The sequence below is a fragment of the Pseudomonas sp. B10(2017) genome, from assembly GCF_002113295.1.
Lineage (GTDB): Bacteria > Pseudomonadota > Gammaproteobacteria > Pseudomonadales > Pseudomonadaceae > Aquipseudomonas > Aquipseudomonas pudica.
The window spans coordinates 102,677-125,495 of the sequence record NZ_NEJU01000017.1; the positions used below are offsets into that span (position 1 = coordinate 102,677).

Genomic DNA, 22,819 nt, shown 5'->3' on the forward strand with positions numbered 1-22,819 from the left:
TGCACGGCGACCTCGAACGGCTACACTGGCACTTGCTTGAACGCATACCCGGCCTGCCTGGCCTTTTCTGCGCAGCAGAACGCAAAGCGGCGACTTGGCACCCCACCCCTTCAGGGTTCTGCCAAGCCGCCGCTTTGTCGTTTTGTGCTTGCCTTCGGATGAGAAGACCAATGGTAGGGCTTAGCGGGGCCCTGTGGGAGCGGGTTTACCCGCGAACACCGGCAAAGCCGGTGCCATCCACCGCGTCGCCTTCTTCGCGGGTAAACCCGCTCCCACACAGGCTGCGCAAAGGCAGGTCTCAGGCCAGGGTTTCGAGGACGTAGGCAACATCCTGCAACACAGCCGTATCGCCCCGCTCGGTCCAGTACAGCGCAATCATGCGCGCATCGGCCTCTACCTTGTAGACACTCGCCGGCAAGCGCGCCAAGGCCTCCATGAAGCGTGGGTCCTCACAGGGTTCACGCCACTGGTTCCACCACACCCCCGGGGTTATCTGCCAGAAGCTGAAGCTGTCCTCATGCCCGCGGCGACGTGCCCGGTGGTATTGCGGGCACGGGCTCGGCGGCTCCTTTTCCAGCCAGTGCGGCCACTGCTGCGGCGCCAGCTGCATGGCCAAACCCATGCGCCGAGCCTCCAGGCGCAGCTTCATCTGCTCGCTCTGCTTGCGCGAGGTGCGCAGCCACGAAAGCGGGCTGAGAATCAGCGCCAGGATTGACACCACCAGCAATACCGTCATATCTGTAGTTCCCATAAAACGTTGCAAATGAGCTGGTTAGCCATTTTTCACGGAAGACCCGCCCGAAAGCGACCATACTTCTTCTATCGCGATTGTCAGGAGTTCCGCTCATGTCCTACGAACATCTTCTGGTCGCCGTCGACCTGACCGAAGAATGCGACCCGGTGATCAAACGTGCCATGGCGCTGGCCGCACCGTCGAATGCCAAGGTTTCGCTGGTACACATCGTCGAGCCGATGGCCATGGCGTTCGGCGGTGACGTACCGATGGACCTGTCGCAGCTGCAACAGCAGCAGTTCGACCAGGCCAAGGAACGCATGGACCGCCTGTTCAACAAATACCCGGACATCCACCGCGGCGACTCGCACCTGACCTATGGCCAGCCGCGCCAGGAGATCCACCAGCTGGCCAAGGACCAGAAGTGCGACCTGATCGTGGTCGGCAGCCATGGCCGTCACGGCCTGGCATTGCTACTGGGCTCTACGGCCAATGACGTGCTGCATGGCGCGCCGTGCGATGTACTGGCGGTGCGGTTGCAGAAGAAGGAATGATTCAACCTGTGCCGGCCATTTCGCGGGTGAACCCGCTCCCACAGGTACTGTACCGCGTCCAACTGCGGTGCAGTCCTTGTGGGAGCGGGTTCACCCGCGAAGAGGCCGAATCAGGCTGACGCTGGTCAGCCTTCCAGCTCGGCCCAGCGCTCTACCAATACATCCAGCTCACCCTGCAGCTTCTCGATCTTGGCCAGCACCGCCGAGGTTTCCGCAATAGGCCGCTGATAGAAGCCCGCCGCATTCACTTCTTCCTGGGCCTCGGCCATGCGCTGCTCCAGTTCGTCGATCTGCCCCGGCAGCATTTCCAGCTCACGCTGCAGCTTGTAGCTGAGCTTCTTTTTCGAACCATCGGCCACCACTGCAACAGGGGCAGGCGCCGGCTTGGCCTCGACCTTCTCCACCACCGCGCTGTTGAGCTCGGACTTGCCGCCCTTGCTCTCGGTCACGCCCAGCAGCTTCGGCGAGCCACCCTGGCGAATCCAGTCCTCGTAACCACCAACGTATTCACGCACCTTGCCCTCGCCTTCGAACACCAGGGTGCTGGTGACGACGTTGTCGAGGAAGGCCCGGTCGTGGCTGACCATCAGCACGGTGCCCTTGTAGTTGGACAGCACCTCCTCGAGCAGCTCGAGGGTTTCCACGTCCAGGTCGTTGGTCGGTTCGTCAAGCACCAGCAGGTTGGCCGGCTTGCTGAACAGCTTGGCCAGCAACAGCCGTGCACGCTCGCCACCCGACAGCGCCTTGACCGGCGTACGGGCACGCTGAGGGCTGAACAGGAAATCGCCCAGGTAGCTCAGCACATGGCGGTTCTGGCCGTCGATCTCGATGAAGTCGCGGCCTTCGGCCAGGTTGTCGATAACGGTCTTTTCCAGGTCGAGTTGGTGACGCATCTGGTCGAAATAGGCCACTTCCAGCTTGGTGCCGCGCTCGACCTTGCCGGCGGTCGGCTCCAGGTCGCCGAGCATCAGCTTGAGCAGGGTGGTCTTGCCGGTACCGTTGGCGCCCAGCAGGCCGATGCGGTCCTCACGCTGCAGAACCATGGAGAAGTCCTTGACCAGCACAGGCCCGTCGGGGTGATGGAAGCTGACGTTTTCCAGCACCATCACCTGCTTGCCGGACTTTTCCGCCGCCTCGATCTGGATGTTGGCCTTGCCCTGGCGTTCTCGGCGTTCGCTACGCTCCACACGCAGGGCCTTCAGCGCGCGCACTCGGCCTTCGTTGCGGGTACGGCGAGCCTTGATGCCTTGGCGGATCCACACTTCTTCCTGGGCCAGGCGCTTGTCGAACAATGCGTTGGCGGTTTCTTCGGCGGCCAGCGCGGCCTCCTTGTGCACCAGGAAGCTGGCATAGTCGCCGTTCCAGTCAATCAGGCCGCCGCGATCCAGTTCGAGGATGCGGGTGGCCAGGTTCTGCAGGAAGGAACGGTCGTGGGTGATGAACAGCACCGCGCCGTTGAAGCCGCGAAGTGCCTCTTCGAGCCAGGCGATGGCACCGATGTCCAGGTGGTTGGTCGGCTCGTCGAGCAGCAGCAGGTCGGGTTCCGACACCAGCGCCTGGGCCAGCAGCACGCGGCGGCGCCAGCCACCGGACAGTTCGGCCAGGGTCTTGTCGGCCGGCAGTTGCAGGCGGCTCAGGGTGCTTTCCACCACCTGCTGCAAGCGCCAGCCGTCACGGGCTTCCAGCTCGTGCTGGACGTGCATGAGTTTTTCCAGGTCTTCATCGCCCTGGATGTTCAGGCTCAGGTGGTGGAACTGCGCCAGCAGATCGCCAACGCCATCCAGCCCTGCGGCCACCACGTCGAACACCGTGCGTTCGTCGGCCACCGGAAGCTCCTGCGGCAGCTCGCCGATCTTCAGGCCTGGGGCACGCCAGATTTCGCCGTCGTCGCCCTTCTGCTCGCCCTTGACCAGGCGCAGCATGCTCGACTTGCCAGTGCCGTTGCGGCCGATGATGCACACCCGCTCGCCACGAGCGATCTGCCAGGACACTTTGTCCAGCAGCGGCATGGCGCCGAATGCGAGGGACACATCGCTGAATTTGAGCAGGGTCATGTTGGTCTCCATAAATCGGGCGCGCATTCTACCTGACTTGGCCCCCGACGGCATCCGCCTGGCCAACCGGCGAGGGCTTTGCGACATCTGGTCGAACTTAATATCCCGATACAAGCACAGTGCTTTCACCCGCGGCCGGCAAACAGCTAAGCTAAGGCAATAGCTTCCAACAGTGCTGGCTCCGCCGTCACTTCCCCATGGTTCAACTGCCCGGACGTATCATGCGCAGCCGCCTGTTACATATTGCATCCTGCCTGCTGCTCACCGCCGCCACCTGCGCGGCGCAGGCCGCCGACCTTACCCTGCAACGCCAGTACTATGACGAGGCCAAGCGCGCGCTGGCCAAAGGCGACAAAGGCCCGTACCTGCGCTATGCCCAGGCCCTCAGCGACTACCCGCTGACGCCCTACCTGGCCTACGACGAACTCACCGCCCGCCTGAAAACCGCCAGCAATCAGGAAATCGAAGGCTTCCTCGCCAAGCATGGCGACCTGCCCCAGGCCAACTGGATGAAACTGCGCTGGTTGCGCTGGCTGGCCGAACGCGGCGAATGGAACACCTTCGTCAAGTACTACGACCCCAAGCTCAATTTCACCGAACTGGATTGCCTCAACGGCCAGTACCAGCTCAGCCACGGCCTGCGTGCCGAGGGCTTTGCCACGGCCGAAAAACTGTGGAACGTCGGCAAGTCGCAGCCGGCCACCTGCGACACGCTGTTCGGCATGTGGGCGGCCGAGGGCCAGCTGACCGAGGCCAAGCGCTGGCAACGCACCAAGCTGGCGGCCCAGGCGCGCAACTACGGCCTGGCCAACAACCTGGTCAAGACCCTGACCACTCTCGCCCCACAGGGGCGCCTGCTGGTCGATGTGGCGCAAAAACCCGAGCTGCTCAACCAGCCGTCGCGCTTCACCCCGGTCAACGAAGCCATGTCCGACGTGGTCAGCCTCGGCCTGCGCCGCCTGGCCCGACAGGACCCGGAGCGGGCCATGACACTGCTCGACGACTACGCCCAGCGCATGCACTTTTCCCGAGACGAGAAGGTGGCCATCGCCCGCGAAATCGGCCTGACCCTTGCGCGCCGCTACGACCCGCGCGCGCTCGGCCTGATGACCCGCTACGACCCCGAACTGCGTGATAACACCGTCAGCGAATGGCGCCTGCGCCTGCTGCTGCGCCTGGGCCGCTGGGAGGACGCCTACGAGCTGACCCGCCGCCTGCCCCAGGACCTGGCCAGCAGCAGCCGCTGGAAGTACTGGCAGGCGCGCAGCCTGGAGCTGGCGCAACCGAACAACCCACAGATCCCGCTGCTGTACAAGACCGTGGCGCGCGAGCGTGACTTCTACGGTTTCCTCGCCGCCGACCGGGCACAGACCCCTTACCAGCTGAACAACAAGCCGCTGGTGCTCAGCCCACAGTTGGTCAACAAGGTACGCAATACCCCGGGCATCCGCCGTGCCCTGGAGTTCCACGCTCGCGGCCAGATCGTCGAAGGCCGCCGCGAGTGGTACCACGTCAGCCGCCACTTCAGCCGCGACGAAATGGTCGCCCAGGCACGCCTGGGGTACGACCTGCGCTGGTACTTCCCGGCCATTCGCACCATCAGCCAGGCACAGTACTGGGACGACCTGGACATCCGCTTCCCGATGGCCCACCGCGACACACTGGTGCGCGAGGCCAAGGTCCGCGGCCTGCATTCGAGCTGGGTATTCGCCATTACCCGCCAGGAAAGCGCGTTCATGGAGGATGCACGCTCCCCGGTGGGTGCCAGCGGCCTGATGCAGTTGATGCCGGCCACGGCCAAGGAAACCGCGCGAAAGTTCAGCATCCCGCTGGCATCACCGGCGCAGGTGTTCAACCCGGACAAGAACATCCAGCTGGGTGCGGCCTACCTGAGCCAGGTACACAGTCAGTTCAACGGCAACCGGGTGCTCGCTTCGGCAGCCTACAACGCCGGCCCCGGGCGTGTGCGGCAGTGGCTCAAAGGCGCCAAGCACCTGAGCTTCGATGTGTGGGTGGAATCGATCCCGTTCGACGAAACGCGCCAGTATGTGCAGAACGTGCTGTCGTATTCGGTGATCTACGGGCAGAAGCTGAACTCGCCGCAGCCGCTGGTGGATTGGCATGAGCGGTATTTCGATGACATGTGATCGCTGGTGAGCCTGTTCCGGCCCCTTCGCGGGTAAACCCGCTCTCACAGGTACTGCACCGCATTCAAACCCGGTGCAATACCCGCGAAGAGGCCGGCACAGGCAACACAGCTACTCCAGGATTTCGACCTGCATCCCTACCTCCAGCCACCCGCTGCCATCCACCGCCAGGTTTTGCCCGAACAGCACATCCCCTTCTTTCTCGCGGAAGGTCCTGAGCGTGGCCATCGGCTCGCGGTCCTCGCTGCGCTCGCCGGTTGCCGGGTCGATGGTGGTAAAGATGCAGCGCACACTGGGCTTGAGCACGCGAAACTCCAGGCCGCCGATACGAATCCGCTTCCAGCCATCTTCGGCAAACGGCTCAGCCCCCTGCACCACCAGGTTGGGCCGAAAGCGCAGCATCTCCATGGGCCGGCCGATACGCCGGTCGAGTTCGTCCAGCGAACCCTGGCCGATCAGCAACAACGGGAAACCGTCCGGGAACGCCGCCCGGTCACTGTTGAAGCCGTAGCCATTGGGCAGGTAACGCGCGCGCTGCTCCGGGCAATGCACCAGGCGCACGGCCTTGCCCAGCAACTGGCTCAGCCAGGCCGCCGCCGCATCGCCCGCATCCGGCACACGCAGGGTATCGCGCCAGATGGTCACGCCGCGCAGGGCATCATCGGCAGGTGGCACAGGCACCCACAACGGTGCCTGCCCAGGTGCTTCCAGCAGCAACTGGCCACGGTCATCATCGCTTGCCTTGATCCGGCCAAGCTGAGGCCAGGCGCGCTGGGTAAGGAAGCGTCCGTTTTCTTCCTCCACCACCATCCAGCGCCGGTCGCCGTGCACCCCCAGCACCCCCACCGGCGAAGCCTGCAAGCGTTGGGCCTGCCCCGACTTCACCGGGTACCGATACAGCTCACTGAGAAACATCCCTGCCGCCTCGCGTCATGCCAAAACGCCAAGCTTATACCCGGCAGGGGCTGGAATCACGCGGTAGCGGCGTCCAGCAACAGACGTTGCTTGACCACGTCGACAAGGCGATCGGGCTGGAACTTGGACAGGAAGTTGTCGCAGCCCACCTTCTTCACCATGGACTCGTTGAAACTACCCGACAGCGAGGTGTGCAACACCACGTACAGCTGGCGCAAACGGGCATCGCCACGGATCTCGGTGGTCAAACGGTAGCCGTCCATTTCCGGCATCTCGGCGTCGGTGAACACCATCAGCAATTTCTCGCACACGTTCTCACCTGCGTCAGCCCAGCCCTTGAGCATGCGCAGCGCCTTCAGGCCATCACTGGCCACGTGCAACTTCACGCCCAACTGGGACAGGGTGTCGCGCAATTGCGCCAGGGCCACGCTGGAGTCGTCCACCAGCAGCACTTCGCGGCCGCGAGCCCGGGCCAGCACCGGGTCGGCGAGCTTGTCGCCGGAAACCCGGGCGTTGTACGGCACAATCTCGGCCAGCACCTTCTCCACGTCGATCACTTCCACCAGCTTGTCATCGACCTTGGTGATGGCGGTCAGATAATGCTGGCGTCCGGCGCTGGATGGCGGCGGCATGATCGCTTCCCAGTTCATGTTGACGATGCGGTCGACACCGCCCACCAGGAAGGCCTGCACCGAGCGGTTGTATTCGGTGACGATGATGGTGCTGTCCGGCCCCGGCTGCAGCGGGCGCATGCCGATCGCCTGGGACAGGTCGATCACCGGCAGGGTCTGGCCGCGCAGGTTGACCACACCGCAGACGAAAGCATGGCGCTGGGGCATCAGGGTCAGCTTGGGCAGTTGCAGCACTTCCTGCACCTTGAACACGTTGATTGCGAACAGCTGGCGGCCGGCCAGGCGAAACATCAGGATTTCCAGGCGGTTCTCACCCACCAGTTGCGTGCGTTGGTCTACCGTGTCGAGAATGCCAGCCATTGGAAAGCCCCCAGGCTTGAGTCGGAAAAAGTGAAATCATCCACCCTGTATCGGCGGCTTCACGCACACCTTGACCCTTGCGGGAAAATGCCGTGAAGGCAATTGATATCACATTACCATCATGCTTTACTGCGGGAAGCGCGAATGATTCAGCGGGACGGCAAAAGTTCCCCACCTGAGGCCCTTATCAGGGAAACCCTTAGCCACAATCGGGCGCAACCTGATGTTCGCGATATCCTTTAGCCATTAATGTGACGCCATTCTCATTGCATGAATGGAGTCAGGCTTTTGCTAGCTATCGTATTGGCGTGCCCGTCCCTTGCGCCTACCCCACGCGCGGGGGCTTCATGATGGACAGCGCCTTGCCGTTCGATAACGCCCTGCAGGGGTTCCTGCTGGATGCCCAGGTACTGCTGACCCAGGCCCAGGAATGCCTGCAGCATCTGGAATTGATCGACAACGACCCGGATGCCTGCCGCTGCCTGGACAACGCCCTCGACAACCTCGCTCGACAGGCCGCACACCTTGGCCTGCGCGAAGTCGCCCATTACACCACCGCTCTGCAGCAGTTGCTGGCCCCGGCCTGCCAGGGCGGTTGCCTGCAGCGCGAAGCTTTGCCCGCGGTAGGGGCCTGCCTGACCCTGCTGGCCTGGCAGCTGGAACTGGTCGACCCTTGCACCGGGCGGCTCAACCTGGACATCGGTGAACAGCTGGTGCTGCTGGGTGAACTGGCCAAGGCCGTGCAGCAACCGTTTGCACTACCCTGCACGCCTTGTAACGAGCAAGGCAGCGTGTGCATCCACCCGCATAGCGAGACGGCAGGCAGCACGCACTCCGGCCGCTCATCTGCCACCTATTGAACTGGTTTGAAATGCAGCTGGGCACGTTTATTCAGGCCCACCCAGGTCGAACTTGGAAAGTTCTCGAAAGTTTCCAGGTTGCCGGTGGCCAAGTTGAATCAACAGCGCGCAAGCTCCATGGCAAGTGCCTGGTGCACAATAAAGCCAAGTGGCACTTTGCTACTCTCCCGCGCCCGCCCCGCCGGCGTTTCATACCTTTACCCGACCGCGACCAATGCACTGCGAAGTGGTAACATGCGCCCCCACAAACGTTTGCAACCTGCAGCAAGGTCGCAGGATCACGTGTTCGAAAGAAAATAGAAAGTACTGCTCCAAAGCCTCTGACATGGATTGTGCAAGGCCTCCATCAGCAATACTTCAGTGGCTTCCCTACCTATGTCCCCACGCTTGAAGACTTCTTTGCAGTGCTGCTCCCGCACAACCCTGCTGCGCTGGACGACGGTCGGGCTGTGCATGGCCTCGCTGGTCGCCAACCTGTCGCTGTACCTGGCCGACCAGGCGATCCCGACCAGCCTGCTGCTGCTGCAGTTGGCCGCCACGCTGGGCGCTGTGGTGCACCTGGCCATGGGCGCCAAGTCGATCAACCTGCGCCCGGCGGAGTTGGCCGAGCGCATGCTCAAGGTCCAGGAAGACGAGCGCCAGCATCTGAGCCGGGAATTGCACGATGACATCGGCCAGTTGCTCACCGCCGCCAAATTGCAGTTGCAGTGGCTGCAAAAGCGCATGCCCGATGACCTGCAAGGCCACTGCGACGCGCTGCGCAGCACGCTGGACGACACCCTGGGCAACGTGCGCGATGTCTCCGCCCTGCTCAACCCTCGGCAGTTGGCCAGCCTGGGCCTGGAAGCCAGCCTGCGCGCACACCTGGTGCGTACCCTGGGCAACAGCGGCGTGCACTGGAGCCTGGCGTGCAACCAGCGCCTGGGCGGCATCGACGAGGCCGTGGCCATGGCGGTTTTCCGCATCACCCAGGAAGCCGTGACCAACATGCTGCGCCACGCCCAGGCTCGCAACCTTGTCGTCCGCCTGCAGCGCACGCCTGAGGGGTTGGCGTTGTCGATCCACGACGATGGACGCGGTTTCGTGCCAGCCAGGCAACCGGCCGAAGCAGGCCAGCGGGGCTTGGCCGGCATGCAGGAGCGGGTAACCGCGCTGCAGGGCAGCCTGGACATCACCAGCCAGCTTGGCCTGGGCACGCACATCGAGGCGATGTTCCCATGGCCACCGCGCACCCAGGAACGCGCCAGGAGTACTGCAACCCATGACCTGTAGGCTGCTGCTGGTAGACGACCACTCGCTGATCCGCGCGGGGGTGCGCGCACTGGTCTGCGACATCCCTGGCTATGATGTGATCGGTGAAGCCGACGATGGCAGCCAGTTGCTCGAACAGGTGCGTACGCTGGCACCGGACATTGTCCTGCTGGACATCTCCATGCGCTCCACCAGCGGGCTGGACGCCCTCACCCAACTGCGCGCCAGCGGCAGCACCTGCAAGGTGCTGATCCTGTCGATGCACACCGACCCGGACCTGATCATGCGGGCCCTGGAAAGCGGCGCACACGGCTACTTGCTCAAGGACACCAGCGCCACCGAACTGGAACAGGCCCTTACCGCGGTGCGCAATGGCGAGCGCTACCTCAGCCCGGCCATCGCCCATACGGTCATCAACCAGGCGCTTCTGCACACCAGGCAGGGCAAGCAACCCGCAGGCGAGCGGCATAACCTCACGGCGCGACAGCTGGAGATCCTGCGCCTGATCGTGCGTGGCAAGTCCACGCGAGAAATCGCAACCGGGCTGGGCCTGTCGATCAAGACCGTGGAAACCCACCGCTCGCAAATCATGAAACGCCTGCAGATCCATGATGTGGCCGGCCTGGTGCTGTTCGCAGTGCGCGAGAAAATCATCAGCCTGGACGACTGAGCAACGGCGACCCCTCTGGCAAGTGCAGGCGCAGCGCAGCGGGCCTGGCCTTGAAGCGCAACTTGTCGGCCTGCACCGGCTCGCCATCCAGGTTGATGTCCAACCCTTGCGAGCACTTGATCTCGACCCAGGGCAACCTGGCCCTGACCAACAACCCGTTGCCAGCCAACAGTTCACGCAGCGCCCCGACCATCTCCTGAGGTGCCGGCAGGATGGCGATATCGAGCAAGCCATCATCCACCAGGGCCTCAGGGCACAGCACTTGCCCACCCCCGGCCTGACGACCGTTGCCGATCCCCAGCGCCAGCAGGTCACCCTGCCAGTCGAAACCCGGCCCTCGCAGCTCTACAGAGGCTGCCTGCAGTTCGCTGAAACGCGACAAGCCAGTGAACAGGTAGGCGGCAGCGCCCAGCACTTTCTTCAGGTCTTCGGAGGTATTCGCCGTGACCTGGCTGCCAAAACCGCCCGTGGCCATGTTGAGGAACAACTGGTCACCGGCCTGGCCCAGGTCTATTGGCCGCGCGGGTATGTTCAGCAAGGCCAGTGCAGTGGCAGGCTCCAGGGGTATGCCGGCGGCCTTGGCAAAATCGTTGGCCGTACCCAGCGGCAACAACGCCAGGCTGGCCTGAGTACCTGCAAGCCCCATGGCCTCGGCGACATCACGCAGCGTGCCATCCCCACCTCCGGCGACGATATGGCCGTAGCCGGCAGCCAGCGCCTCGGTGACCAGGCGCTGGGCGTCACCGGCCTCCCAGGTGACCCGCACATCCAGTACCCAGCCACTATCGCGCAAGCCATGCACGGCGCTGCGCACGTCTTCGTTCATGGCCTGCTTGCCATGCAGGATCAGCATTGCCTTGCGCCCTTGCATGTGTGCGCCTCCGTGAAGTGATCAACCCAGATCTCGACCCTTCGCAACCGCGGATCGTTGCATGCATCCCAAAAAATAGCAGGCCAACGCGGTCGATTTTGTGGGAGCGGCCAGTCTTTTCCCCACGCCTGGCAATGCCCGGCTATGCTCAGCAGATACACTTTATTGCCACGGACGCGCCCCCGGCAGTGGTTCTACCACTGCTGCCCAAGGGCGCGTCTTGCTATCCGCAGCCTTTAGCGAGGATTTCGGGTCATGCGCATTCTCTGGACACTGCCGTACCTACCCTGGCCGACCACCAGCGGCAGCAAGACACGGCAATACCACCTGATACGCGCCCTGGCACAGCGGGGTCACCGGATTACCCTGCTGGTGCAATCGAAGATCCCGCTGGGCGATGCCGCCCGCGAGGCCCTGGAACCGCTGCTCGAGCGCCTGATCGTGCTGCCCCGTCGCCCCCTGCACAGCCCGCTCAACCTGCTGGCCTCGCCAATCATCGCCTACCCCATGCGGGCAATCATCAATGGCCTGGCTCCTTGCCTGCGGCACCGCTTCGAGCAATTGCTTGACGAACCCTGGGATGTGATCCAGATCGAGCACAGCTACAGTTTTCAACCCTTCGAAAAGGCCTTGCAGGCACGCGGACTGCCGTACATGCTCAGCGAACACACCCTGGAATCGGTTATGGGTGGCGCCAGCCACGATCGCCTGCCGCTATGGCTGCGCCCGCTCAACGCCTTCGACCGCTGGCGCTATCGACGCTGGGAACAGCGAGTATTGCGCCAACCAACCGAACTGGTGGTTGTCAGCACCCACGATGCCGAGCTGATCGCGCAGATCAGTGGACGCCCGGTGAACGTGGTGGTCAATGGCGTGGATTGTGATTTCTACCAGCACGTGCAACCTGCGCTGCACAGCCAGCGCTTGCTGTTCGTTGGCAACTTCGAGTATGGCGCGAACCTGGAGGCCATCGAATGGGCGCTGGAAGACATCATGCCGCAGGTCTGGATGAGCAACCCGGCGGTGCGCCTGGCGATTGCCGGGCATGCCATGCCCGCCAGCTGGAAACTGCACTGGAACGACCCGCGCATCGAATGGTTCGGCTACCGCCCCGACTTGCGTGAGCTGCAGCGGCGTTCGGCGCTGTTCTTCGCACCGCTGCGCTATGCCGGTGGCTCCAAGGTGAAGATCCTCGAAGCGATGGCCGCGGGCTTACCGGTGATCACCACCGGCAAAGGCGTTTCAGGCCTGACCGCGAACAACGGTGAGCACTACCTGGGCAGTGAGGATGGCGACCAGCTTGCCCTGCTGATCACCCAGTTGCTCAACCAGCCTTGGCGCATGAGCCAGTTGAGCGCTGCCGGGCGCCAGTTCGCCCGCCAGCGACATGACTGGAGCGTGGCCGCCCAGCAACTGGAGAACGTGCACATGCGCCTGGCCCAGGCGGCACCGGTCGAGGCGGCGCCACTGGGCAGTGCCTTGCTGGGCCGCTCAGCCAAGTAGTTCGCTGAAGGGAATGAACGGCACGCTGTCCCCCCGCTTCGGCGTACTGCCTTCGCGCACCTCCACCAACCCCTCGGCCCAGGCCGCACTGCGCAGCACGCCAGAGCTCTGGTTCTTGTAGATGCGCACCTGGCCCTGTTCGATACGGGCGCGCAGGTATTCGCGGCGCGTGCCGGCCTTGGGCCAGTCAAAGCCGGCCGGCATGTCGAAGCGCAGCGGCGTGACATCGGTCACACCCTGACGCCGCAACAGGTAGGGCCGGGTCAGCAGGCCGAAGGTGACCAGGGTCGAGGCCGGGTTACCCGGCAGCCCGATTACCGGCACACCCTGGAAGTGGCCGAAGGTCAGCGGCTTGCCCGGTTTGATCGCCAGCTTCCACAAGGCCAGCTCGCCGGCTTCGCGCAGGGCGGCGCCGAGGTAGTCGGCCTCCCCCACCGAGACACCGCCGGTGGACAGGATCAGGTCGACATCGCCCAGCTCGGCCAGGCAGCTGCGGGTGCGTGCCAGGTCATCCGGCAGGATGCCCGCATCGACCACGTAGCAGCCCAGCCGCTGCAACCAGCTGACCAGCAGCCGGCGATTACTGTTGTAGATCTGCCCCGGCCCCAGCGGCAGGCCGGGTTCGACCAGTTCGTCACCGGTGGACAGCACCGCCACCCGCACCTTGCGCACCACGTCCAGCCGGCCGTGGCCCAGGGTCGCGGCCAGGCCCAGCTCGATCGGCCCAAGCCGGGTGCCGGCGCTCATCACCTGTTCGCCCTTGCGGGTTTCCTGGCCCTGGGGACGAATGTTCTGCCCGATCTTCAGCGCTTCAAGAAAGCGTACCCGGCCATCCTCCGCCACTTGGGTGTTTTCCTGCATCTCGACGCAGTCGGCGCCTTCGGGCAGCGGCGCCCCGGTGAAGATACGCGCACAGGTGCCCGGTTGCAGCGGCTGCGGCGCATGGCCGGCGAAAATCCGCTGGCTGACCGGCAGGGGTTTGCCCTGCCAGTCGGCCAGACGCAAGGCATAACCGTCCATGGCGCTGTTCGGCCACGGTGGCAGGTCGAGCGAGGCCACCAGGTCGGTGGCCAGCACACGGCCCTCGGCTTCGGCCAGCGGCAGGTTCTCGGTTTCGCGGATCGGTGCCGCTTCGGCCAATGCCAGCAGCTGCTCCAGGGCCTGTTCCACCGGCATCAGCGGCCGGGCCTGGGGCACCTCAACCACGGCTGTCGCAGGCCGCTGCCTGCTTCAGGTGCGGCACGAAGTTGCACGGGCGATGGCGGGCATCCAGCTGCTCGGCGAGGATGCCGTCCCAACCGGTGCGCACCGCGTTGGTCGAACCCGGCAGGCAGCACACCAGGGTACCGTTGGCCAGCCCGGCCAGGGCCCGCGACTGCACCGTGGAGGTGCCGATGTCGGCCACGGAAATCTGCCGGAACAGCTCACCAAAGCCTTCTACCTGCTTGTCCAGCAGGCAGGCCACGGCCTCGGGGGTGCTGTCGCGGCCGGTAAAGCCGGTGCCACCGGTGATCAGCACCACCTGCACGCTGTCATCGGCGATCCAGGTAGCGACCTGCGCGCGAATCTTGTACAAGTCGTCTTTCAGCAGCACGCGCTCGGCCAGGCGATGACCGGCCGCGCTCAGCCGGTCGACGAACAGCTGGCCGGAAGTATCGGTGTCGAAGGTGCGGGTGTCGCTGACCGTGAGCACGGCGATGTTCAGCGGCACGAATGGGGTATCTGCCTTGGCTTTCATGGGGGTCCGTCACAAGAACATGGGATGGCCGCAGTTATAACACAGCACGCGCCCATCACAGCGTGACGCCCGTGGCCCTTGCTCTCGATCAATGCCACAAGTTTGCCGCTATGCTGCACTGTAGACGGAACTTGCGTGGACGCCCTGCGTCTTAATGTCATCTAGCACCATCGCACTGGAGAAACACGATGATTCAACGGACCCTACCCGCCTTTCTGCTCGCCTTGGGCCTGGGCGCCCTCGCTGGCTGCGCATCGCCAACCGTCATTACCCTGAACGACGGTCGCGAAATCCAGGCCACCGACACACCGAAGTTCGATGAAGACTCCGGTTTCTACGAATTCGAGCAGCTGGACGGCAAGCGCACGCGCCTGAACAAGGACCAGATCCGCACCGTCAAAGAGCTCTGATCGCAGCCTGTTTTTTGCAAAGGCCCTTTTAACAACAAGGGCTTGCGTGCAAAAAAAGTATGCAGTAGGATTTCCTTCATCGGAGTGTAGCGCAGCCAGGTAGCGCGTCTCGTTCGGGACGAGAAGGCCGCAGGTTCGAATCCTGTCTCTCCGACCAAATCCTCGTCAAAAAGCCCGCCTCGTGCGGGCTTTTTGTTGTGCATCGAAAAGTCCCTGTAGGAGCGGCGTTGTGTCGCGATGGGCCGCAAAGCGGCCCCAGATCCCGGCATCGCTGCACATATCGCCGGGGCTGCTTCGCAGCCCTCTCACGACACAAGCCCGCTCCTACAAAGGGCTGCATCAAGCGGTCATAACGCTTGCTCGGCCTCCACCGGCACATACAGCAACTGCAGGCGCTCGCTGCTCCATGCCCGGGTCTGGTTGGTCAGCGCCAGGTTGTTGTTCAGCTTCTGGCCATAGCTCGGCACGATTTCCTTGAGCCTGGCCTGCCAGGCTGGCGACTGGATACGGACCTTGAAGGTCTTTTCCAGCACGGTCAGCATGATCGGCGCCGCGGTCGAGGCGCCCGGCGATGCCCCCAGCAACGCAGCGATGCTGCCGTCCTGGGCCGCCACCACTTCTGTACCGAATTGCAGCACACCGCCCAGTACCGGGTCCTTCTTGATCACCTGAACCCGCTGGCCGGCCTGCAGCAGCTTCCAGTCTTCGTTCTTGGCGTTGGGGAAGTACTCGCGCAACGCGTTCATGCGGTCATCGAAACTGAGCATCAACTGCCCCATCAGATAAGTGCTGAGGTCGATGTTGTCGATACCGGCATTGACCATCGGCAGTACGTTGTGGCTGTTCAGCGAGGCGAACATGTCCAGCAGCGAGCCGTGCTTGAGGTACTTGGTGGAGAAGGTGGCGAACGGACCGAACAGCAGCACCTGCTTGCCATCGATCATCCGCGTGTCCAGGTGCGGTACCGACATCGGCGGCGCGCCGACCGAGGCCTTGCCGTACAGCTTGGCCTGGTGGCGGGCGACCAGGTCTGGGTTGTCGGTCATCAGGAACTGGCCGCCGACCGGGAAGCCGGCATAGCCTTCGGCTTCGGGGATGCCCGACTTCTGCAGCAGCTTCAGCGCGCCACCACCAGCACCAATGAACACGAAACGGGCGTTGACGGCCTTTTCCTCGCCGCCGTTGGCCAGGTCGGCCACCCGCACATGCCAGGTACCATCGTCGTTGCGCACGATGTCGCGCACTTCATGGCGCAGGTTCAGCGACACATTGGGGTTGCGGGTCATCGCGGCGAACAGCTGGCGGGTGATTTCGCCAAAGTTCACGTCGGTGCCAATGGCCATGCGCGTGGCGGCGACCTTCTGCCCCGGGTCACGGCCTTCCATCACCAGCGGTGCCCACTTGCGGATCTGCTCGTGGTCTTCGGAGATTTCCATGCCGCGGAACAGCGAGCTGTGCTGCAGGGCGTCGACGCGCTTGTGCAGGAAGGCAACGTTGTCGTCGCCCCAGACAAAGCTCATGTGTGGCACGTTGTTGATGAACGACTTCGGGTTGCTCAGCACACCCTGCTCGACCTGGTAGGCCCAGAATTGCTTGGACACCTCGAACTGCTCGTTGACCCCGACAGCCTTGCTGATGTCGATGCTGCCGTCTTTGCCGACGCTGGTGTAGTTCAGCTCGCAGAACGCGGAGTGACCGGTACCGGCGTTGTTCCAGGCGTTGGAGCTTTCTTCGGCCACCTGGTCCAGGCGCTCGTAGATGTCGACCTTCCAGGAAGGCTCCAGCTCGGTGAGGTAGGTGCCCAGGCTGGCACTCATGATGCCACCGCCGATCAGCAGCACGTCGACGGTCTTTTCCGGTTCCGCGGGTTTGGAGCAGCCGATGACGCCCAGGCAGAGGAACGTCAGCAGGAATTTCTTCATTGATGTTATCCAGTTGTTGTGTACACGCGCGCCGCCTTGAGCAGGGAACGTGCCAACTGAGTCTGGAGCAGTGAATACAGGGGGTGGGCGACGGGTCGCATGGCGACAATCCGCCAGTGGGGAAGAGTTTGCCCCTGTCAGATGGCGGGTTTCCCCCTGGGGCCGCTACGCGCCCCATCGCCGGCAAGCCAGCTCCCACAAAGAGCAGGCCTGCACAGCCGCGGTGGGAGCTGGCTTGCCGGCGATGGGCTGCGCAGCGGCCCTTTGAAATCAGGCGCTCAGGCGGGAGGTGACTTCGCCCAGTTGCCCGGACAACCCATGCAAGCGCTGCCCCGCCTGCTCGGTATGTTGTACGGCCTGCTGGTTAGCCGTGGCGATGCGGGTGATTTCGATCAGGTTGCAGGAGATGTCCTCGGCCACGCTGGTCTGCTCTTCGGCCGCGGTAGCGATCTGCCGGTTCATGTCGCGGATCGCTTCCACTGCCAAGGTGATACGCTGCAGCATCTGCCCGGCTTGCTGCACCTGCTCGGCACCCTCCTCGCTGCGCTGCTGGCCGCTTTCGATGGCCTTGACCGCCTCCACCGCCCCCGATTGCACCGCCTCGATGATCTGGTGGATCTCGGCGATCGACGCCGCCGTCCGCTGGGCCAGGCTGCGCACTTCATCGGCGACTACCGCAAAACCTCGCCCGGCCTCGCCGGCACGGGCCGCTTCGATGGCCGCGTTGAGCGCCAGCAGGTTGGTCTGCTCGGCAATACCGCGGATCACCTCGAGGACTTTGCCAATGCGCGTGCTGTAATGCTCCAGGTCGCGTATCACCGCCGCCGTACCGGCAATTTCGCGGTTGACCGCGCCGATGATGTCGATGGTCTGCTGCATCACCTGCTCGCCCGCCTGGGCACTGTGGTCGGCATCGTCCGCCGCGCGGGCGGCCTCGGCGGCGTGGCGGGCGACTTCCTGGGCGGTGGCGGACATCTCGTGCATGGCCGTGGCCACCTGGTCGGTGCGCTGGAACTGGTCGTGGGTACCACGGGCCATGTCGCCGGCGATGCTGCGCAACTGGCCACTGGCGCCTTCCAGTTCCTGGGCGTTGTCCTGCAGCCGGCCGACCGTGTCGGCAAGGAAGTCGCGCAGGGTATTGGCGGCCCGCGCCAGGCGGCCCAGTTCGTCCTCGCGGCGGCTGTCTACCCGGGCGGCAAAGCGGCCCTGGCTAAGCTGCGCGACATAGTCGATCAACTGGCGGATCGGCTCGACCAGGCTGCGGTTGACCAACCACAGACTGAGCAGCCCCACCAGCACGGCCGAGACCAGCATCACCAGCAGGCCCACCCATACCGTGCGCTCGGCGCCAGCACTGAGGCTGGCGGCGTGCTGAAGGGCCTCGGCACGCAATTGCTCGACCAGTTCGCTCATCTGCTCGCTGGCGGCGCGGTCCACGCCCTTGACCGCCTGGTCGCCTGCCACAGGGTCGCCGCCCGCCGCCAGGAATGCCTGGCGACCCTGCGCATAGGCTTGGCCCAGCTGCCGGTGGCTGTCACGCAGCTGCTGCAACGGCGCCTTCAGCCTGGCGTCGCTGCTGTCGATCAATTGTCCGAGCAGTTTCTGCACCTGCTGCTCGCGAGCCTGGAACTGCTGCCAGTACTTGTCCATGTCAGCCGGCTGGCGCCCGCGCAGCAGCACGTTCTTCCATTCCTGCACCTGAATCTTGAACTGCAGGTTGGCTTCGTCAATCAGTTGCGAGGCCCGCAGCGGCCCGTCAACCAGCTCGGCGTAGCCGCGCACGCTGGAGGAAAGGAACTGGAAGCACACCAGGGCGATCAGCAACATCGCCACCAGACTGCCGCCGAGCAGGGAGAGAATTTGCACTCTGAGGGATTTACGCAACATCTTGGATCTCGGAAAGCAGGAGGAAGACCGTAGGGCCGCGCAAGCTGGCAACAAGGTGCAACGCAGCCCGGTTGCTGGCAGGCCAAAAAAAGGCTGCCATCAAGCAATGGCAGCCAGGTCGAGCACTTACGCAACAGTTGAGCTAGATACTCTCAGGCAATTACTACAGAAATGTTACAGAGCCACGACAAGCTAACCCGTGGTGAACTGCAGGGCCGCCAGCCGGGCATACAGTGGGCTCTCTTCGATCAACTGGCGGTGCGTCCCCACCGCCACCAGCCGGCCCTTGTCGATGACCGCGATACGGTCGGCATGCTGGACCGTAGCCAGCCGATGGGCGATCACCAGGGTGGTGCGCCCGGCCATCAGGCTGGGCAGCGCCTGCTGGATCAGGTGTTCGCTTTGCGCGTCGAGTGCGCTGGTGGCTTCGTCCAGCAACAGGATCGGCGCATCGACCAGCAACGCACGGGCAATGGCCAGGCGCTGCCGCTGACCGCCAGACAGGCCGATGCCGCCCTCGCCCAGCGGTGTCTGGTAGCCCTGCGGCAATTGCCGGATGAATGCATCGGCATGAGCACCTCGGGCCGCTGCCTCGACCTCGGCCAGGGTCGCCTCGGGCCGGCCATAGCGGATGTTGGCCTCGACCGTGCCGCGAAACAGCGAAGGGTTCTGTGCTACCAGGGCGAACTGATGGCGCAGGTGATCGGGGTCGAGCTCGGTGATCGCCCGGCCATCAAGCAGGATGCGCCCCTGCTGGGGATCGTAGAAGCGCAGCAACAAATCGAACAGGGTCGACTTGCCCGCCCCCGACGGGCCCACCAGCGCCACGGTCTGCCCCGGCTCGATGGCCAGGCTCAGGCCATCGACAGCCGCCACCGAGGGCCGTGATGGGTAGGCGAACACCAACTGCTGCAGCTCGATACGCCCACTGGCCCGCTGCTGCGGCAGCACCTGCGCCATGGCGGGCGGCAGGATCGCACTGCGCGCCGCCAACAGTTCGGCAATGCGCTCGGCGGCACCCGCCGCCCGCTGCAACTCGCCGATCACCTCGCTGAGGGTGCCGAAGGCGCTACCGACGATCAGGCTGTAGAACACGAAGGCGGCCAGTTCGCCCGCAGAAATACGCCCGGCGATCACGTCCATGCCGCCAACCCACAACATTACCCCCACCGCTCCAAGAACCAGCACGATCACCAAGGTGATAAGCCAGGCACGCTGGGCAATCCGCTGCCGGGCCACGGCAAACGCCGCTTCGACCGTACCGGCGAACAGCTGGCGGTCATGCGCCTGGTGGTTGTAGGCCTGCACGGTCTTGATCTGTCCGAGGGTCTCGGCCACATAGCTACCCACATCCGCCACCCGGTCCTGGCTTTGCCGCGACAGGCTGCGTACGCGGCGGCCGAACAGCAGGATCGGTGCCAGCACCAGTGGCAGGGCCACCACCACGATGCTGGTGAGCTTGGGGTTGGTGATGAACAGCAACACCACGCCACCGATGACCATCAGCGCGTTGCGCAGGAACATCGACAGCGAAGAGCCGATTACCGATTGCAGCAAGGTGGTGTCGGCGGTCAGCCGCGACTGGATCTCGGAGCTGCGGTTGTCTTCGAAAAACCCGGGATGCAGGCCGATCAGGTGGTCGAACACGGCCCGACGGATATCGGCCACGCAGCGCTCGCCGATCCACGACACCAGGTAGAAGCGGCTGAAGGTACCCACCGCCAGGGCCACCACCAACAGCAGGAACAGGCCAATGGTCTGGTTGAGCTGATGCGCGGAGCGGGTCATGAAGCCCTGGTCCACCAGCAGGCGGATGCCCTGGCCCATGGACAGGGTGATGGCGGCGGTGACTACCAGGGCCAGCAAGGCCAGCAGCACCTGGCGACGGTACGGACGGACAAACTGCCAACCCAGGCGCAGGGCGCGGCGTTGGCGCGGGGAAACCGATTCGGGCATGGCGCAGACTACATTGGCGGGGAAACCGCAGCCTACCACTCATCCACGCCTGTGGAACCCTTGCAGGGTTGCTATAGCCTATCGGTCTAACCAGGCTATGGAGCTTTACTGCCGTTTCTGTTGGACTGTGCCTGCCGTGACCCTGCAGGTACTGTCACAGGCCAGTCACGGCACAGGGTTAACCTGCGCTTGAACCTGATGAGGAGACAATACATGAGCTTGCAGCATGGCAGCGACAACCAGAAGCCCCGGAATCCCCCTCAGCCGCAGGTGTGCGGTTCGATCATCGATGCCCAGGGGCGCGAAGTACCGATCACCGAGCAGATGATCCAGCAGGCATGCAAGGCCCTGGAAGAAAGCCGGGTCGAGCGCGTACGCAAAGGTTGATCGGCGAATTCTTGCAACCCGGCGCTTGCGCCGGGTTTTTATTTGCCTGAATCCTGTACCGGCCCTTTCGCGGGTAAACCCGCTCCAACAGAGACAACACAAGCCTTGAGGTCAGCGGGCTCCTGTGGGAGCGGGTTTACCCGCGAAGAGGCCGGTACAGCTTTCAAAAGGCTGTCAGACCAACACCCCACCCAAGGCACTTACCAGCTGCGCCAACTGCGGCGACTCCCCGCGCAAGCGCACCATCAGCCCCTCTATCTCGCGCCGTGGCGGGTACTGCTTGCGCAACTGGTCGAACGCTGCACGCTGCTGCTGCGGGTCGTCGCTGAGGCTGCGGCGGAAATCGGCATCGTCGCGACGTGGGTCGTATACCGCACGGCACAGGGTGGCCAAGGCCCAGGCCGGGTCGGTGCTGGCATCCAGCTCGATCTGCGCCAGCGGCGGCCGGGGCAGCAGGTCGGCCAGTTGCACCTGTTCATCCACACCGAGGAAGCGGCACAGCGCCTGGTAGATCTGCGCCGTACCACGCTGGCGGCCGTCGAGGCTGTAGCCGGCAATGTGCGGCGAAGCCAGCGTACACAGGTCGGCCAGTTGCAGGTCGACCTGCGGCTCCCCCTCCCACACATCCAGCACCGCATGCAGGTCTTTGCGGTCCAGCAGCAGTTCGCGCAGGGCGGCGTTGTCCACCACCGGGCCACGGCTGGCATTGACCAGCCAGGCACCGGGGCGCAACTGCGCCAGCTGCGCCTGGCCCAGCAGGTGCCAGGTCGGGTGCTCGCCGCCACGCTGCAAGGGGGTGTGCAGGCTGATCACATCGCACTGTTGCAGGATGGTCTCGAGGCTGACGTAGTCACCGCCCTCGGCGGCCTGGCGCAGCGGGTCACATACCAGTACCTTCCAGCCCAGGCCGTGCAGCACCCGCACCAGGCGGCCACCTACCTCACCCGCACCCACCACACCATACACGCGCTCGGGCAGTGCCACGCCATCCAGTTCGGCCAGGGTCAGCAGGCTGCCCAGCACATAATCGACCACGCCGCGGGCATTGCAGCCAGGTGCGCTGCTCCAGTGGATGCCAGCCTCGGCAAAGTAGTTCAGGTCGAGGTGGTCGGTGCCAATGGTGCAGGTACCGACAAAGCGCACGCGGCTGCCTTCGAGCAACTGGCGGTCGACCTTGGTCACCGAGCGCACCAGCAGGATGTCGGCGTCCTTTACGCTGGCGGCATCGAGGCTTCGGCCGGGGTAACGGCGGATTTCGCCGAACCCCTGGAAGAAGGCATCGAGCAGCGGGATGTTCTCGTCGGCAACTATCAGCATGGCGCTCTCCTGTCTGGGGAACGCAGTGTAGGCGCAACGCCGGGTGTGTTCCAGAGCGGCTCAGTCGGCTTTCTTGCGGATCCAGTACAGGAAGGTACCGGCGTCTTCCTGCTGCTGCAGCAGTTCGTGGCCGAGGAAGTTGCAGAACTTGGGGATGTCGCGGCGGGTCGAGGGGTCGGTGGCGATGACCTTGAGCAGGCCGCCAGCGGCCAGGTTACGCACGTGCTGGTGCAGCATCATCACCGGTTCCGGGCAGTTCAGGCCGGTGGCGTCGAGGATGGCGTCGGGGGTGAAATCAGTCATGGGGGACTCCGCAAATGATCGCTATTGTCGCGCATCGCGCGACGTGGACCAAGCACCGCCTGTGAAGACGCGCCCTGCTCTTGCTCTTGCTCTTGCTCTTGCTCTTGTTCTTGTTCTTGATCTTGATCTTGATCTTGATCTTGATCTTGATCTTGATCTTCGCGACTTCAGGAGGCCGAGCAGAGGTTTTGCGGAGGGAGGTGACGGGCATGGATGCCCGTCAAGCGCTGAGGCCCCATGGATGGGGCCTGCAGCGCGTACTCCCGGGAGCAAGACCGGCGCGAGGGAACCCCGGAGCGCAGCGTAGGGGCCGGATGATGGGAGCGCAGCGTTTTTTGGTTACTTTTTG

At 64.1% G+C, this 22,819-nt stretch carries 20 protein-coding genes, 1 tRNA gene and 1 pseudogene; 9 read left to right on the top strand and 13 right to left on the bottom strand.

All coding sequences use genetic code 11. The features are described from left to right. Nucleotides 1-298: 298 nt before the first annotated feature. Nucleotides 299-736: a hypothetical protein gene (locus tag CAF92_RS19745; RefSeq protein WP_046615843.1), complete on the bottom strand. Its 438-nt coding sequence runs from the start codon at nt 734-736 to the stop codon at nt 299-301. Nucleotides 737-846: 110 nt separating this feature from the next. Here CAF92_RS19745 and CAF92_RS19750 point away from each other — a divergent pair, with 110 nt between their 5' ends. Then, nucleotides 847-1,287: a universal stress protein gene (locus CAF92_RS19750; protein WP_013971709.1), complete on the top strand. Its 441-nt coding sequence runs from the start codon at nt 847-849 to the stop codon at nt 1,285-1,287. Between the two features lie 125 nt (nt 1,288-1,412). Here the strand turns inward: CAF92_RS19750 and CAF92_RS19755 are convergent, their stop codons facing one another. Next, nucleotides 1,413-3,341: an ATP-binding cassette domain-containing protein gene (locus CAF92_RS19755; protein WP_046615842.1), complete on the bottom strand. Its 1,929-nt coding sequence runs from the start codon at nt 3,339-3,341 to the stop codon at nt 1,413-1,415. Between the two features lie 221 nt (nt 3,342-3,562). On the opposite strand from CAF92_RS19755, the gene CAF92_RS19760 reads away from it, so the two are divergent. Next, nucleotides 3,563-5,488, top strand: a complete 1,926-nt coding sequence (locus tag CAF92_RS19760) for a transglycosylase SLT domain-containing protein (protein WP_085601683.1) — start codon at nt 3,563-3,565, stop codon at nt 5,486-5,488. A gap of 111 nt (nt 5,489-5,599) precedes the next feature. Here the strand turns inward: CAF92_RS19760 and CAF92_RS19765 are convergent, their stop codons facing one another. Together CAF92_RS19765 and CAF92_RS19770 are read right to left on the bottom strand one after the other, a co-directional pair. Further along, nucleotides 5,600-6,403: an MOSC domain-containing protein gene (locus tag CAF92_RS19765; RefSeq protein ID WP_085601684.1), complete on the bottom strand. Its 804-nt coding sequence runs from the start codon at nt 6,401-6,403 to the stop codon at nt 5,600-5,602. A gap of 56 nt (nt 6,404-6,459) precedes the next feature. After that, nucleotides 6,460-7,395 carry a chemotaxis protein CheV gene (locus CAF92_RS19770; protein WP_046615839.1) on the bottom strand — a complete coding sequence of 312 codons (936 nt, stop codon included), beginning with the start codon at nt 7,393-7,395 and terminating at the stop codon, nt 6,460-6,462. 350 nt (nt 7,396-7,745) lie between these two features. On the opposite strand from CAF92_RS19770, the gene CAF92_RS19775 reads away from it, so the two are divergent. The 3 genes from CAF92_RS19775 to CAF92_RS19785 all read left to right on the top strand — a co-directional run bounded on the left by CAF92_RS19775 (nt 7,746) and on the right by CAF92_RS19785 (nt 10,176). After that, nucleotides 7,746-8,255, top strand: a complete 510-nt coding sequence (locus CAF92_RS19775; protein WP_085601692.1) for a histidine kinase — start codon at nt 7,746-7,748, stop codon at nt 8,253-8,255. 375 nt (nt 8,256-8,630) lie between these two features. Continuing rightward, on the top strand, nt 8,631-9,527 hold the full coding sequence (locus CAF92_RS19780) for a sensor histidine kinase (protein ID WP_085601685.1): 897 nt from the start codon (nt 8,631-8,633) through the stop codon (nt 9,525-9,527). Further along, nucleotides 9,517-10,176, top strand: coding sequence for a response regulator transcription factor (locus tag CAF92_RS19785; RefSeq protein ID WP_046615837.1), 660 nt, complete (start codon nt 9,517-9,519; stop codon nt 10,174-10,176). The genes CAF92_RS19780 and CAF92_RS19785 overlap by 11 nt, the downstream gene beginning before the upstream one ends. On the opposite strand, the gene yegS is transcribed toward CAF92_RS19785, so the two are convergent. Next, nucleotides 10,160-11,047 carry a lipid kinase YegS gene (gene yegS, locus CAF92_RS19790; protein WP_046615836.1) on the bottom strand — a complete coding sequence of 296 codons (888 nt, stop codon included), beginning with the start codon at nt 11,045-11,047 and terminating at the stop codon, nt 10,160-10,162. The two genes, CAF92_RS19785 and yegS, sit on opposite strands and share 17 nt — an antisense overlap. Before the next feature lie 255 nt (nt 11,048-11,302). Here yegS and CAF92_RS19795 point away from each other — a divergent pair, with 255 nt between their 5' ends. Next, a complete protein-coding gene (locus CAF92_RS19795) occupies nt 11,303-12,550 on the top strand; it encodes a glycosyltransferase family 4 protein (RefSeq protein ID WP_046615835.1) in 1,248 nt (415 codons plus the stop codon). Here the strand turns inward: CAF92_RS19795 and glp are convergent. Then, nucleotides 12,539-13,726 (bottom strand): gephyrin-like molybdotransferase Glp, encoded by a 1,188-nt coding sequence (glp, locus tag CAF92_RS19800; protein WP_085601693.1) that lies wholly within the window; start codon nt 13,724-13,726, stop codon nt 12,539-12,541. The genes CAF92_RS19795 and glp overlap by 12 nt on opposite strands. A 22-nt stretch (nt 13,727-13,748) precedes the next feature. Then, nucleotides 13,749-14,288 carry a molybdenum cofactor biosynthesis protein B gene (gene moaB / locus CAF92_RS19805; protein WP_025338313.1) on the bottom strand — a complete coding sequence of 180 codons (540 nt, stop codon included), beginning with the start codon at nt 14,286-14,288 and terminating at the stop codon, nt 13,749-13,751. Between the two features lie 188 nt (nt 14,289-14,476). Here moaB and CAF92_RS19810 point away from each other — a divergent pair, with 188 nt between their 5' ends. Then, nucleotides 14,477-14,698: a YgdI/YgdR family lipoprotein gene (locus CAF92_RS19810; RefSeq protein WP_025338312.1), complete on the top strand. Its 222-nt coding sequence runs from the start codon at nt 14,477-14,479 to the stop codon at nt 14,696-14,698. An 80-nt stretch (nt 14,699-14,778) separates the two neighbouring features. Continuing rightward, nucleotides 14,779-14,855, top strand: a tRNA-Pro gene (locus CAF92_RS19815). Between the two features lie 190 nt (nt 14,856-15,045). Here CAF92_RS19815 and mqo read toward each other — a convergent pair. The 4 genes and pseudogenes from mqo to CAF92_RS19830 all read right to left on the bottom strand — a co-directional run bounded on the left by mqo (nt 15,046) and on the right by CAF92_RS19830 (nt 20,463). Further along, nucleotides 15,046-16,620, bottom strand: coding sequence for a malate dehydrogenase (quinone) (gene mqo, locus CAF92_RS19820; RefSeq protein WP_085601686.1), 1,575 nt, complete (start codon nt 16,618-16,620; stop codon nt 15,046-15,048). A 270-nt stretch (nt 16,621-16,890) separates the two neighbouring features. After that, on the bottom strand, nt 16,891-17,658 hold the full coding sequence (locus CAF92_RS27890) for a methyl-accepting chemotaxis protein (RefSeq protein ID WP_371916248.1): 768 nt from the start codon (nt 17,656-17,658) through the stop codon (nt 16,891-16,893). Nucleotides 17,659-17,823: 165 nt separating this feature from the next. Further along, nucleotides 17,824-18,507 (bottom strand): annotated as a pseudogene (locus CAF92_RS27895) (methyl-accepting chemotaxis protein); the annotation flags it as partial. Nucleotides 18,508-18,699: 192 nt separating this feature from the next. After that, nucleotides 18,700-20,463 carry an ABC transporter transmembrane domain-containing protein gene (locus tag CAF92_RS19830; protein WP_046615832.1) on the bottom strand — a complete coding sequence of 588 codons (1,764 nt, stop codon included), beginning with the start codon at nt 20,461-20,463 and terminating at the stop codon, nt 18,700-18,702. Between the two features lie 213 nt (nt 20,464-20,676). Between CAF92_RS19830 and CAF92_RS27490 the strand changes: the two genes are divergently transcribed. Next, nucleotides 20,677-20,850 carry a PA1571 family protein gene (locus CAF92_RS27490; protein WP_178081811.1) on the top strand — a complete coding sequence of 58 codons (174 nt, stop codon included), beginning with the start codon at nt 20,677-20,679 and terminating at the stop codon, nt 20,848-20,850. A gap of 174 nt (nt 20,851-21,024) precedes the next feature. Here the strand turns inward: CAF92_RS27490 and pdxB are convergent, their stop codons facing one another. Then, nucleotides 21,025-22,167, bottom strand: coding sequence for a 4-phosphoerythronate dehydrogenase PdxB (pdxB, locus tag CAF92_RS19835; RefSeq protein WP_085601688.1), 1,143 nt, complete (start codon nt 22,165-22,167; stop codon nt 21,025-21,027). A gap of 60 nt (nt 22,168-22,227) precedes the next feature. Continuing rightward, nucleotides 22,228-22,470, bottom strand: coding sequence for a sulfurtransferase TusA (gene tusA / locus CAF92_RS19840; protein ID WP_003248727.1), 243 nt, complete (start codon nt 22,468-22,470; stop codon nt 22,228-22,230). Nucleotides 22,471-22,819 lie beyond the last annotated feature (349 nt).